Origin of the sequence: Paraburkholderia sp. J7 (assembly GCF_905220155.1) — a bacterium.
In the GTDB taxonomy this organism is placed as follows: domain Bacteria; phylum Pseudomonadota; class Gammaproteobacteria; order Burkholderiales; family Burkholderiaceae; genus Paraburkholderia.
The window spans coordinates 152,395-165,786 of the sequence record NZ_CAJMYZ010000002.1; the positions used below are offsets into that span (position 1 = coordinate 152,395).

The window sequence follows — 13,392 nt, forward strand, 5'->3', positions numbered from 1 at the left end:
CCTTATAGAGTCGTTCAGTTCGCGCGCCGCGTGTCCTTCACGAAGAAGGTGCCAACCAGGCTGATGGCGGCCGCAACGATCACATAGAGCGCAGGCGCCATGTTGCTGCCCGTGCGGGCGATGAGCCACGTGATCAGGAACGGCGCGAAGCCGCCGAAGATCGTGACCGCGAAGTTGTAGGCCACCGAAAGGCCGGTCGAGAGCACCTTGGTCGGGAACAACTCGGAGAAGGCCGCGAGGATCGGCCCAGTGTAGGCGGCGATCAGCACGCCGAACACGGCCTGAAACACGATGAGCGAAGCGAAGCCGGGCGCGTGGTTGATCCACGTGAACATGGGCCATGCGAGCACGAGAATCAGGAACGCGGCGCCGCTCAGGAACACGCGCCGGCCCCACGCATCCGCCAGCTTGCCCACAATGGGCGCGCCGCACATGATCATCAGGCCGCCTACCATGCCCGCGGAAAAGCCCGTCGACTGCGGCAAGTGCAGCGTGCGCACCGAATAGGTCGGCATGTAGAACAGCAGCACGTAGGTGCAGACCGTCCAGAGAATGACCATGGAAAAGCTCGCGAACGTCTCGCGCGGGTAGCGCTCGAACACTTCCTTGAGCGGCGAATTGTCTTTCGCCTGCGCTTCCACGGCGCTGAACGCGGGCGTTTCGTCGATATGGCTGCGGATGTAGTAACCCACGGGCCCCACGAGAATGCCGATCAGGAACGGCAGGCGCCAGCCCCAGCTATGCAGCGACTGCGCATCCAGCGACGAGGTCACGAAGGTGCCCGTGGCCGCGCCCAGCAGCACGGCAAAGCCGATGCTCGACTGAATCCAGCTCGAATAGTAGGCACGCTTGCCCGGCGGCGCGTACTCGGTAAGGAACGCCGTGGCGCCGCCCATCTCGCCGCCTGCGGAGAAACCCTGCAGCAGGCGCGCAAGCACGATCAGCAGCGGCGCGGCGATACCGGCTTGCTCGTAGGTGGGCGCAAGCCCGATGAGCGCGGTGCCGAACGCCATCAGCAAGATGGTGAGCGAGAGCGCGGCTTTGCGGCCCACTTTGTCCGCATAAATACCGAGCACGATGCCGCCTACGGGCCGCATGAAAAAGCCCACGCCGAAGGTCGCCACCGTGAGCAGAACGGAGGTCAGCTCGTTGCCGGTTGGAAAAAACAGCTTCGCGATGATGACAGCGAAGAAGCTGTACACCGTGAAGTCGAACCACTCGAGGCCGTTGCCCAGTACCGTCGCGATGATCGCGCGGCGGCGCTGCTGCGCGGTTGTCGCGACGGCGTCATGCGCGACGCGAGGTGAAAGCGTTCCTTGCATGGTGTCTTCCTGATCAGATTAATCGTAGCTGCGCGCCAACAGCCACGCGCCCGGAGCCCCAACATGCTCCCCATGCTAATGAAAGCACGATTAATTTCTGAAACGAAAGATACGCATGCATGCATGCGCTGGGCGCATGCATGGCCCCTGAACGCTGCTTACACCGCCGTCTGCGCCTCCGCCTGCTCGAAAAGCCAACGTGTGAACAGACGCGCCGCCTGGTTCTGCGCGCGGTCGTTGGGCGAGATCACGTAATAGCCGCCGCCGTGGCTCGCCGAACTCTCGCCCACGCGCACGAGCAAACCGTCGTCAATGCAGGCGTCGATCATGTAGCGCCAGCCTAGCGCCACGCCCTGGCCGAGTATGGCCAGCTGCACGAGCTGCGGATAGTGGTTGATCGTGAGGCCCTGTGGTGTTTTCGGCATCGTCACGCCGTTCAGGTCGAACCATTCTGGCCACGACATCCATTGGCGCTGGCCGTCTTCGAGCAGCAGCAGCGTTTCGTTCGCGAGGTCGGCGGGCGCAAGCGAGCGGCCCGCGAGATAGCCCGGCGAGCACACGGGAAACACTTCTTCGTTGAAAAGGCGGCGCGCGGTGAAATGCGCGGGCGCCTGCTGGCGCACGTAATACACGCCAACGTCGAACTCCGCGGGCGACATCGAGGCGAGCCCGTCGCGCACGATCAGGCGCAGCTTGACGTTGGGATACGCCTTGCGAAATGCAGGCAGGCGCGGCGTGAGCCACAGCACCGCCACGCCCGACGAGCAGGCAATGGTCAGTTCGAGGTCGCCATAGTGCTTCATCACGTCGAAGGTGGCTTCGGCGCATTGCGTGAGAAGCCGTTGCACCTGCGCCGCATATTGTTCGCCCGCTATCGTGAGCCGCAGCGAACGGTGCTCGCGCACGAACAGCGAGCGGCCAAGAAACTCTTCGAGCTGCTGGATCTGGCGGCTGATCGCGCTTTGCGTAAGGTGCAGTTCGGCGGCCGCGCGCGTGAAGCTGGCGTGCCGCACGGCGGCTTCGAACGCGACGAGGCAGGGCAGCGGAGGCAGTGGCGTGATGCGCATGGAATGACTCGGGCGGGTCGTGGCAAGGAGATGTTGCCATACATCCCGCCGCAGCTCGCTCCAACGGATGTTGCGCGCACCAGGTTGCGCATGCCTGCTGCGAAAAAAACTTACTATTGCGTTGAATCTCTGTGCAACCAGGGGGCAAAGATGAGTTCTGCCGAGAGTGCGGCAAAAGGCGCAAGCGCAGGCGCGACGCAGTGGCACGCCATGCCTGCCGGTGAAATCGAGCGTCAGCTGGGCGTGAATCCGTCGCAAGGGCTCGATGGGGCGGACGCCACAAAGCGCCTCGGTACCTATGGGCCCAACGTGCTGCCCCAGGGGAAGAAAAGCGGGCCGCTCGTGCGGTTCCTGGCCCAGTTCAACAATGTGCTCATCTACGTGCTGCTCGCGGCCGGCTTCATCAAGCTGATGTTGAGCCTGTGGCTCGACGCCTCGATCATCTTCGCGGTGGTGATCCTCAACTCGTTGCTCGGTTTCCTGCAGGAAGGCCGCGCCGAGAAAGCGCTCGACTCGATTCGCAACATGCTTTCCGCCGAAGCGCGCGTGCTGCGCGCCGGCGAGGTGCGCCTGATCCCCGCCGACGAGGTCGTACCCGGCGACATCGTGTTGCTGGAGTCGGGCGACAAGATCCCCGCGGACATCCGCCTCGTCGAAGCGAGAAACCTGCGCACGGAAGAGGCGGCGCTCACAGGCGAGTCGGTGCCCGCGGAGAAGAACACCGGCGCGGTGCCGGCGCAAGCCACCGTGGGCGACCGCGAAAACATGGCGTTTTCCGGCACGATGGTCCTTTCGGGCCGCGCAACGGGCATCGTCGTCGCAACGGGCAGCCAGACAGAGCTTGGCCGCATCAACCAGATGCTCGCCGAAGTCAGCGCGCTCGAAACGCCGCTCCTTCGCCAGATCAAGAAGTTTGGATACGTCATTACGATCGCCATCGGCATTCTCAGTGTGCTGCTCTTCGCGTGGGGCCACTGGCTCGGCCACATGACCTTCATCCAGTTGTTCCAGGCGGTGGTGGGCATTGCGGTGTCGGTGATCCCCGAGGGCCTGCCAGCGCTCATCACCATCACGCTCGCCATCGGCGTGCAGCGCATGGCGAAGCGCAACGCCATCATCCGCCGCCTGCCCGCCGTGGAAACGCTCGGCTCCGTCTCGCGCATCTGCTCGGATAAAACCGGCACGCTCACCCTCATGGAAATGATGGTGACGTCGGTCGTGACGGCGGACGCGCCCTATGAAGTGACCGGCGACGGCTATGCGCCCGAAGGCGAAGTCCGCGCGGGCGGCAAGGCGCTAGGCGCCGCGCCGCCGGAAGTCCTCACGCTCATGGGCCGCGTATCGATCCTGTGCAACGACGCCGGACTCTTCGAGGAGGACGGCAAATGGAAGGTGGAAGGCGACCCGACCGAGGGCGCGCTCTATCCGTTCGCCGGCAAGCTCGGCATGGACCGCGGCGCGGAAGCCGCCGCCGCGCCCCGCATCGACGGCATTCCCTTCGAGTCCGAGCACAAGTTCATGGCTACGCTGAACCGGTCGGCGCAAGGCGAGATGCTGCTCGTGAAGGGCGCGCCGGAAGTGATCATCGAGAACTGCGACCGCCAGCAAACGGCAACCGGCCCCGCGCCGCTCGACCGCGAGCGCTTCGCACGCGAAGGCGAACGGCTCGCCTCGCAAGGCGAGCGCGTACTGGCGTTGGCGTGGCTGCCCGACCCCGGCCTCCAGGTTGGCAACCTCGGCCCGCAGGACCTGCCGAAGACGCTCGTGCTGCTCGGCCTCGTGGGCCTCATGGACCCGCCGCGCAAGGAAGCGATCGACGCCGTGCGCGAATGCCACGGCGGCGGTATTCGCGTGACGATGATCACGGGCGACCACAAGGTCACGGCGGCGGCGATCGCGGGCATGCTCGGCATCGGCGACGGCAAGACGGCCGTGGCCGGCACCGAGATCGAGGCGATGAACGACGCCGCGCTGCAGGAATGCGTACGCGACGTGGACGTGTTCGCGCGCGCGAGCCCCGAGCACAAGCTGCGGCTCGTGAAGGCGATCCAGGCCAACCGCCAGGTGGTCGCCATGACAGGCGACGGCGTGAACGACGCGCCCGCGCTCAAGAAGGCCGATATCGGCGTGGCAATGGGCATCAAGGGCACGGAGGTGACGAAGGAAGCGGCGGGCATGATCCTCGCCGACGACAATTTCGCCTCGATCTCCGCGGCGGTGAAGGAAGGGCGCACGGTCTACAACAACATCGAAAAGGCCATGCTCTTCATGCTGCCGACGAATATCGCCCAGGGCGCGGTGATTGCCATCGCGATCCTGTTTGGCTTCACGCTGCCGATCACTGCGCCGCAGGTGCTGTGGGTGAACATGGTCACCTCCGTTGCGCTCGGCCTCGTCATTTCCTTCGAGCCGCACGAGGACGACGTGATGCAGCGCCCGCCGCGTTCGATCGACCGGCCTATCGTCACACCATTCGGCGTGTGGCGCATTCTCTTCGTCGGCGCCGCGCTCGTACTCTATACGCTCGCGGCATTCTTCTGGATGAAGTCGCAGGGCGCATCGGACTTCATGGCGCGCACGGCCGCCGTCAACGCCATCACGATGGGACAGGTCTTCTATCTGCTCAACAGCCGCTCGTTGATCAATTCGGCGCTATCGGTGCGCGCGCACATGGGCAACGCGTACCTCTGGTATGGCATTGGCGCGGTCGTGGTGCTGCAGATCCTCTTCACCTATACGCTGCCCTTTCACGCCATCTTCGAGACCGAGTCGCTGCCGCTCGCGGCCTGGCTCTGGCTCGTGGCGGGCGCGATCCTGTTCTTCCTCGTGGTGGAGCTCGAGAAGCTCGTCATTCGCTCGATACCGGCGCTCAAGCGGTCCGTGAGCCCGCCATCGCGCGCCGCGGCCACAAGGCAGTACCATGACGCGTAGAATCGTTTCGTCCCGACTCGAGAGCGAGGGCCCATAGCCATGCTGCCTGGTGCGAATCTGAATCTGGTCGAGGTGATTGGTCTGCTCGTCGGCGGCCTCGCCCTGTTCCTCTTCGGGCTGGACCTCATGACGGGGGCGCTCAAGACGCTTGCCGGCGCGCGCCTGCAATCGCTGCTGGGTTCGCTCACCGCCAACCGCTTTCGCGGCGTGCTAGCGGGCGCGGGCATCACGGCGCTGCTCAATTCGTCGACCATCACCACGGTGCTGCTGGTGGGCTTCGTTTCCGCGCGGCTCATGACGCTGCGGCAGTCCATTCCGATGATCATGGGCGCCAACATCGGCTCGACGCTCACCGCGCAGATCATCGCGTTCAATATCTCCGCACTCGTGCCGTTCATGCTCGCCGGCGGCTTCCTGCTCTACGGTTTTGCGAAACGCGACACGCTGCGCGAACTGGGCGGCGCGCTGCTCGGCCTCGGTCTGCTGTTCCTCGGCATCGAGATGATGGGCAACGCCACGCGGCCCCTGCGCGACTACCAGCCGTTCATCGACGCGATGCAGGACATGCGCAATCCGCTCGTCGGCATTGTGATCGGCGCGGTGTTCACGGCCATCGTGCAAAGCTCGGCGGCCACGCTCGCAATCGTCATCGCGCTCGGCAGCCAGGGGCTGATTCCGCTCGAATCGGGCATTGCGCTGATACTCGGTGCCAACGTGGGCACCTGCGGGACGGCACTGCTCGCCTCGATCGGCAAGTCGGCGGAAGCGGCGCAGGTCGGTATCGTTCACCTGCTCTTCAACGTGCTTGGCGTGCTGTTCTTCGCCTTTGCGATTCCACAGTTCGCCGACTTCATACGCATGATCTCGCCTTCCGCGCCCGACTTGAGCGGCACTGCGCGTCTCGCGGCGGAAACTCCACGTCAGGCCGCCAACGCGCATACGGTGTTCAGCATATTCAGCACCTTCGTGCTGATCTGGTTCACCGGGCCCATTGCGAAGCTCGCCGAACGCCTGGCCCCGGTGCGACGCGAAGCCTGGCAGGACCCAGGCGTGCCGCGCTACCTGGACGAAACGCTGGTCGAAATGCCGGCGCTCGCCATTGCCCGCGTGCAACTGGAACTGGCTTCGCTCGGCAAGCTCGTGCAGCTTCTGGTCGAGCAAAGCGCGAAGCTCCTGGCCGAGAGTTCCTCGCAGGCGCTTTCCACGGTGGCAAACGAGGACAAGGCGGCGGACTCGCTAGCCACCGCCATTCTTACCTATATCGGCAAGCTCTCCGACGCCGTGCATAGCGACGACGAAGGGCGGCAACTGGTCGACCTAGCGCGCATTGCGACGTGCCTCGACGCTATCCGCGAAGTGGCCACGACGAGCATGCTCGCGCTGAGCCAAAGGCGTGCCGCGCAAAGCGCAGACGTGAGCGTGTTGGCGAGCAACGCCGAATTGCTGCAATTCGGCCGGTCCGTGATCGAGCATTTCACGCTGGCCGTGCAGATGATCGCGCACCCGGAGGCGGACGTCGTGACGCGCATCGTCAACGCCAAGCCGGAAATCGAAGCGCTGTCCGACTCGGCGCGGCAACGCATCCTGTCCGCGCTGCAGTTGCGCAACGAGGGCGCGGCGTTCATTTTCCGCTTTGCCAACGACGTGATCGAGCAGCTCAACGAAGTGGCGCGGCTCTCGCGCGCCATCGCCAAGGCCACGCGCTGGCTGCACGACGTGAAAGTGGAGGAACCTCAGGGCACCGAGGCCGTGGCCGAAGCCGAGGCCGAAGCCCAGGTGTGATGCCCGCGCGCCGGGTTGGTCCTCAACGCGCAGCGCCCGAGGTCAGTGCCTGAGGATCGCTCGTGGGCACCGCTTCGAGAAAACCGCGGCCCATCTCCGCTTCGAAACGCGAAGCGCTGCCCTCCCAGATGATGCGCGCGTGCTCCAGCACATAAACGCGGTCCGCGTGCGGCAGCGCGAAGCGAACGTTCTGCTCGCCTAACAACACGGTAATGGGCGTGGACTGCTGCAGCGCATCCAGCGCCTTCGACAACTGTTCGAGGATCACGGGCGCAAGCCCGAGCGTCGGCTCGTCGAGAATCAGCAGCTTGGGCTGCGGCATGAGCGCACGCGCAATGGCCAGCATTTGCTGCTCGCCGCCCGAAAGCGTGCGCGCGGTTTGCCCCTGGCGCGACTTCAGAATGGGAAAGAGGTCAAAGAGCCACGTGAGCTGCGTTTTGCGCACTTCGTCCGAAAGATGATAGCCACCGAGTTCGAGATTCTCGCGCACCGTCATGTCGCCGAACAGCTCGCGCGTTTCCGGGCATTGCACGAGGCCCGCGCGTGAGACGGCCGCCCCGCTCATGCCCTTCAGGTCGCGCCCGTCGAAGCAGATCGTGCCTTTGTACGGCAGAAGGCCCGAAAGCGCGTTGAACAGCGTGGTCTTGCCCGCGCCGTTGAGGCCGACCACCGAGACGAACTCGCCTTCGCGAACGTGGAGGCTCACGCCGTCGAGCGCACATGCCTTGCCGTACAGCACGCGCACGTCCGAGACCTCGAGAATGGAGCGCTTCGCCTCGCCCGCCGCGCTCGCACGCTGGCGCAATTCGAGCTTGCCGCCCAGATACACACGGCGCACCGTTTCGTTTTGCATCACCGCTTCGGCCGTGCCTTCGGCGACGTGCTCGCCCAGGTACATGGCGAGCACGCGGTCGGCCAGCGCGGAGAGGCTCTTCACATTGTGATCGACCAGCAGCACCGCGCGGCCCTCCGCGCGAAAACCGCGTATCAGCTCGGAGAAGGCCTCGGACTCCGCGACCGTTAGTCCTGCGAACGGCTCGTCGACGAGCACGACCTTCGGGTCGCGCGCAATCGCTTTCGCCATTTCCATGCGGCGCAGGTCGGCGAAAGGCAACGTGGCGGGATGCCGGTGCATGACGGCGGCAAGGCCCACGCGCGCGGCAATTTCCTGCGCGCGCTGATGCACGTGCGGTTCTGCCGCCAGCTTCACCAGCGAATCGGGCAGCAGCGCGAGCTTGATATGCTCCAGCACCGTTTGCCGATGCAGCGGCCGTGAATGCTGGAACACGATGCCCACGCCCGCACGCGCGATGCGGTGCGGCGCCCAGCCAGCCATCTCCACGCCGTTCACCTTGACCGAGCCCGCGTTGGGCCGCTCGATGCCCATGATGAGCTTCATCACGGTCGACTTGCCGGAGCCGTTGGGTCCGATCAGGCCGAGGATTTCGCCGGGCCGGATGTCGAAGCCAATGTCCTTCACGGCGACGAGACCGCCGAAGCGCTTGGTCAACCCGCGTACTGAGAGCAGCGGCGTGTCGTTCATTGGCGTTCCCTCGCACGCAACAAATTGCCGAGCAAGCCGTCCGGAAAGAACAGCAGCGCCGCAAGCGCGACGGCCGCGACGACGAACGTGTTGAGCTGGCCGAGCGGGCGCAGAAATTCGCCGGCCACGATCAGGAAGATCGATCCGAGCACCGCACCGAGTATCGTGCGCCGGCCGCCGAGCACGGCCGCGATGATGATCTGCACGCCCACACTCAAATCCACCACCGTACTCACGGAAGCCGTGCCTTGATAGAACACCAGCATCGCGCCGGCCACACCCGAAAACACGGCACTGATGCAAAAGGCCACGAGCTTGTGCCGCGTGACGTTGAAGCCCAGCGCCTGCGCGCCGGTGGCGTCCTGGCCGCTCGCCTGCAAGATGAGGCCAATTGCCGAGCGCGAGAGGCCGAACAGCAGGATCGCGCACACCACCAGAAACGCCAGCGCGATCCAGTAGTTGTGGTTGGCGTCGACGGACATCACGTCGGGCACCATCATGCCGATCTCGCCGCCCGTCACGCCCGCGAAGATCACAATGGCGTTCTGCAGCAGCAGCACCGCCACGAGCGTGACGAGGCCGAAGTACGGACCGCGCAGCCGCAGCGCGGGCACCGCGAGCAGCAGCCCGCCCACCAGCGCGACGAGGCCGCCCGCGATCACGCAAACGGGTATCGGCAGGCCCCAATGAGCGTCGATGATCGCCGCGGAATAGGCGCCCAGACCAATCAGGAACGTGGGGCCGAAATTGACCTCGCCGGCGAAGCCGAACAGCAGGTCCCACGACATTGCAAACACGCCGAAGTAATACGCGACCGTGAGCACGCCGAGGATATAGCCCGACATCCACCACGGCAGCGTGGCCGCCGCGACGGCGAGCAACACGGCCACCCATACCCCACGCGAACGAAGAAGACCGGACATGTCGATGCTCCCTGCGTTCGGTTAGCGGCGGCCCAGGAAACCCTGGGGCCGCACATACACGACGAGCACCAGCAGCAGCAGCGCGGGCAGCGGCCGCAGCGTCGGCGCAACGAGGTACGCGGTGACGGTCTCCAGGTAGCCCACGACGTACGCGGCCATCAACGACCCGGAAACGCTGCCGAGACCGCCCAGCACGACGATGGAGAACGCGCTCGCGGTGAGCTGCCCGGCGTTGTTCGTGCTCACGCCGAGGAACGAGGCGAGCAACACGCCCGCAATGCCCGCCAGCACGCCGTAAATGGTCCACGCGAGCAGATAGATGCGCGAGAGTTCGAAGCCGAGCAGCGTGAGGCCGCGTGGATTCATCGAGGCCGCGAGCAGCGCCTTGCCCGCGCGCGTGCGGTTCACGAACAGCCACAACAGGCCGATCACGGCCCAGCAGACCACGGCGATCATGATCTCGTTGAACGGCACGCGCACGCTGCCGATCATCGCCACGCCGCTGATGAGCGGGCGCATCGTCACGGGGTTGTCGGTGAAGAGCCAGGCCATGCCCTGCTGGATCATGATGCCCCACAGCAGCGTGCCGGTGAGCACGAAGATTTCCTTCTCTTCATGTGGAATGGCGGCGGAGCGCTGAATGGGCCGCACCACCATCAGGTAGGTGACGTAGGCCGCGATGAGTCCGGCGACCACGCCGAGCAGCGTGCCGAGGTAGGTGCCGAGGCCGGCTTCGCCCGCGAGCATCCAGCCCATCAGCGCCGCGACGAGCATCACGCCGCCGTGCGCGAGATTCAATATGCCCGAGACGCCGAAAATCAGCGTAAAGCCGATGGCGCCGAGCGCGTAGAGCGAGCTGATGGCAAAGCCGTCGATGAGAATCTGCAGGAGCAGCATGACCGGCCTTTCATTTGGGTGGGTCGCTGGATGCGCAGCGCGGCCCGACGCCTGGGCGTTGGGCCGCACTGCGCGACGCACTACGAGGCTAGTTCGCGCTGGCCTGCTGGATCTTGATGAAGGTCGGGAACTTGACCTTGCCGTTCGCGACGGACTTCGGCCAGATCGCGATCTGCTTGCCGTCCTGCCACTGCAGGTTGATGCCGGTGATATAGCCCGGGCCGTACTTGAGCGCGTGCGTGAATGGGTCGTTCTTGCCGTAGAACTGCCAGCGCCCGATCGTGCCTACATAGTCGGTTTTCTCTAGCGCGGCGACCATCTGGTCCGGATCGGTCGAGCCTTTGTTGCGCTTGATCGCATCCGCAATGATGTGGACGAGGTCATACGTCGAGAAGCCGCAATACGCTGGCGAGACGCCGAACTTCTTCTGATACGCATCCGCGAAGGGCACCGTCTTCGGCGTAATTGCCACGCCCGGAGCCGCAGCGGAAGCCGTAATCACCCCTTCGGTCGCGCCGTTCGTGTCCTTCCAGAAGCTCGTGGTCGTGGCCTGCGAGCTTTGACCCGACATCGGGATCGGCACCTGCTGGTCGTGCCATTGCACGGTTGGCTGCACGCCCACATGGCTGATGCCCGTGGTGATGGTATCGGGGTGCTTGGCCTCGATCTGGTTGAAGATTGGTGTGAAGTCCGAAGTATCCGGATTGAAGCGGATATGATCGAGCACCTGGAGACCGGCCTTGGGCAGGCATTCCATGAAGCGCTCGTCGAGCGGCTTGGTCCACGCCGCGTCCTCGCTCATCACGACCGTCGACTTCATCTTGAACTGGCCGACGAGAATATCGTGCGAAAAGTCGCAGATCGACTGCGCAATGAACGCCGACGTCATCCAGCCATGGAACGTGTACTTGTAGTTGTCGTAGTCGTCGTGAACGTGCTTCGAAATGTCGTTGCTCGCGGCGCCCGGCGTAACAAAGGGCATTTTCAGCCGCGCCGACCACGGCTCCATGGCGAGCGCCACTTCGCTGATATAGCTGCCGATCACGGCGACCACCTTGTCCTGGGTCGCGGCTCGCTGGAACGCGCGCACGCCGTCGGAGGCCGACGAGTGGTCGTCATACGCGATGATCTGAATTGGGCGGCCATCCACGCCGCCGCTCGCGTTGATTTCGTCCGCGGCGAGTTGCGCCGCCTTGCTGATCGAGGCGCCCGCCACTGCGGACTCCTCACTGATCACACCGATCTTGATCGGCTCGCCCGCGGCATGCGCGCCGGCCGCGAGGCCCAGCCCTGCTGCCACCATACTCGTCGCCGCTACGCGATGAAGGTTTCGCCACACGCCGTTATTGGACATCCTGCATCTCCGATTCGCCTGGATCGTTGAGGAACATCTGCCCGCTACATTGCAGCTTTGAAGAATGCGCCCACAACAGTATCACCAGCCTTTGCGCGCTCAATCGGTAAAAACGATGACAGGTAACGTGCAGCTTTCATGGTGCAAAGCGGCAAAAAAATGCGCCGCCCCGCGCGGCTGCGAACGCGACGCGCAACACCTCGCGCATGCCTCACGTCGATGATTGCGATCTTCACGTATACGACAGTTGAACGTGCCGTCTATTCGACCTTCACCCACGCCAGCGCTGAAATGCATTCCTTGCCCGTGACCGGATTGCGGGCGGGCAGCGTCGTGAGGTACAGGTTGTTGCCGTCGATTCTGAAACGGCGCAACTGAATCGTCCCCGTCCATGATTCATTCCACGAAGTGTCGACATGGTGACTCACGAGGTCGCCCTCGATGCTCCACGTCCCCGCGTAGGCGCACAAGCCGTTGAACAGCGCAATGCGCTCGGCGTCGGTGGGCACGAGGTCGGCGGGTGCGTTGCGGTGCTTGTCGACCACAATCGCGTACATCCGCTTGTCGGCGCTGTAGTTGAGATAGCCGCCTGGCTGTGAGCCGAACAACTCAGTCTTTTCTCCGGTGTCCAGATCTTCCGTCGTGAAAGATTGCAGCTTCCATGTGCCCAGCAGCGCAGCGCTGCCGGTTTGCCGTGCTTGTGCCATCGCGTTCCCCTTCAGCACAACATGGGCAGCGCGCTAGCGCTGCTTGCCCCACCGCCAGCGCGGCGGCTCGCCCTTGAGCCAGCACACCGCGCAAAGCGCGAGCGAAGCGAGTATGACGAGCCCCGCAAACGCGAACGCATGTTGGTGCGGTTCAAAAAAAACAGCGATCAAACAGATCGATAACACATAGACGGCTAGCGCCGCCCAACCCTGCCAGGTGAGCGGAAGTCCCCACCCCCAGCCATAGCGTTTGGCGCGAAACCAGTATTTTCCAGTGCCTGACATTTCCCCTTCTCCCACGCGTCGCATTTACGCCGCTTCGTCAATGATCGGCGCATGGAAGGGCACTTGGCAACCGCATTGCGGCCTCGCCTCGCGCTGGGTCAACCCAGATCGCGAAGGATTGCGAAGTTTTGACGATGGCGGATTTGCGCGTCTAGCGCGTTACGAAACGTCAGGCAGGTGCCAAATGGCACACCGCCTCGACGCAGTTGCCGGCCGGATCGACAAGAAAGGCGGCGTAATAGTCGGCGTGATAGTGCGGCCGCAAGCCCGGCTCGCCATCGGAGCGGCCGCCCGCCGCGCAACCGGCTGCATGGAACGCGTCGACCTGAGCGCGCGAAGCGGCCTTGAAGCACCAGTGCCGCTTGTTCGGCACGATGGCACTGGAGTCCAGATAGACGGAAAGATAGGACGATTGCGTTTCGGCGGCGTCGCACCGCTCGCCGTAGCCAAGCGCGCCAGGGCGGTCATAGACCTTGAGCGCGCCCAGCGCGTTCATGATCGCGTCGTAAAAGTGGCGCGCTGCATCGAGATCGGGAACGCCGATCGAAACGTGATCGAGAAGCTGCATGGTGTCCGAGGTC

11 protein-coding genes are annotated in these 13,392 nt (G+C 64.4%); 2 read left to right on the forward strand and 9 right to left on the reverse strand.

Translation table 11 applies throughout. The features are described 5' to 3' along the window. Positions 1-14 precede the first annotated feature (14 nt). Positions 15-1,322, reverse strand: a complete 1,308-nt coding sequence (locus tag U5A58_RS03815; protein WP_321960353.1) for an MFS transporter — start codon at positions 1,320-1,322, stop codon at positions 15-17. A 158-nt stretch (positions 1,323-1,480) separates the two neighbouring features. Next, positions 1,481-2,389, reverse strand: coding sequence for a LysR substrate-binding domain-containing protein (locus U5A58_RS03820; RefSeq protein WP_321960354.1), 909 nt, complete (start codon positions 2,387-2,389; stop codon positions 1,481-1,483). A 150-nt stretch (positions 2,390-2,539) separates the two neighbouring features. Between U5A58_RS03820 and U5A58_RS03825 the strand changes: the two genes are divergently transcribed. Together U5A58_RS03825 and U5A58_RS03830 are read left to right on the forward strand one after the other, a co-directional pair. Further along, positions 2,540-5,320 carry an HAD-IC family P-type ATPase gene (locus U5A58_RS03825; RefSeq protein ID WP_321960355.1) on the forward strand — a complete coding sequence of 927 codons (2,781 nt, stop codon included), beginning with the start codon at positions 2,540-2,542 and terminating at the stop codon, positions 5,318-5,320. Between the two features lie 39 nt (positions 5,321-5,359). Beyond that, a complete protein-coding gene (locus U5A58_RS03830; protein WP_321960356.1) occupies positions 5,360-7,102 on the forward strand; it encodes a Na/Pi cotransporter family protein in 1,743 nt (580 codons plus the stop codon). A gap of 22 nt (positions 7,103-7,124) precedes the next feature. Here the strand turns inward: U5A58_RS03830 and U5A58_RS03835 are convergent, their stop codons facing one another. The 7 genes from U5A58_RS03835 to U5A58_RS03865 form a co-directional block, all read right to left on the reverse strand. Then, on the reverse strand, positions 7,125-8,645 hold the full coding sequence (locus U5A58_RS03835) for an ATP-binding cassette domain-containing protein (protein ID WP_321960357.1): 1,521 nt from the start codon (positions 8,643-8,645) through the stop codon (positions 7,125-7,127). Continuing rightward, positions 8,642-9,568 (reverse strand): branched-chain amino acid ABC transporter permease, encoded by a 927-nt coding sequence (locus tag U5A58_RS03840; RefSeq protein ID WP_321960358.1) that lies wholly within the window; start codon positions 9,566-9,568, stop codon positions 8,642-8,644. The genes U5A58_RS03835 and U5A58_RS03840 overlap by 4 nt, the downstream gene beginning before the upstream one ends. 21 nt (positions 9,569-9,589) lie before the next feature. After that, the gene (locus tag U5A58_RS03845; protein WP_321960359.1) at positions 9,590-10,465 is read right to left on the reverse strand and encodes a branched-chain amino acid ABC transporter permease; all 876 of its coding nucleotides are present in this window, start codon (positions 10,463-10,465) and stop codon (positions 9,590-9,592) included. Between the two features lie 88 nt (positions 10,466-10,553). Beyond that, on the reverse strand, positions 10,554-11,819 hold the full coding sequence (locus U5A58_RS03850) for an ABC transporter substrate-binding protein (protein ID WP_321960360.1): 1,266 nt from the start codon (positions 11,817-11,819) through the stop codon (positions 10,554-10,556). Positions 11,820-12,079: 260 nt separating this feature from the next. Continuing rightward, on the reverse strand, positions 12,080-12,526 hold the full coding sequence (locus U5A58_RS03855; RefSeq protein ID WP_321960361.1) for a lipocalin-like domain-containing protein: 447 nt from the start codon (positions 12,524-12,526) through the stop codon (positions 12,080-12,082). A gap of 33 nt (positions 12,527-12,559) precedes the next feature. Then, on the reverse strand, positions 12,560-12,811 hold the full coding sequence (locus tag U5A58_RS03860; protein ID WP_321960362.1) for a hypothetical protein: 252 nt from the start codon (positions 12,809-12,811) through the stop codon (positions 12,560-12,562). 169 nt (positions 12,812-12,980) lie between these two features. After that, positions 12,981-13,379, reverse strand: a complete 399-nt coding sequence (locus tag U5A58_RS03865) for a VOC family protein (protein ID WP_321960363.1) — start codon at positions 13,377-13,379, stop codon at positions 12,981-12,983. Positions 13,380-13,392: the final 13 nt, after the last annotated feature.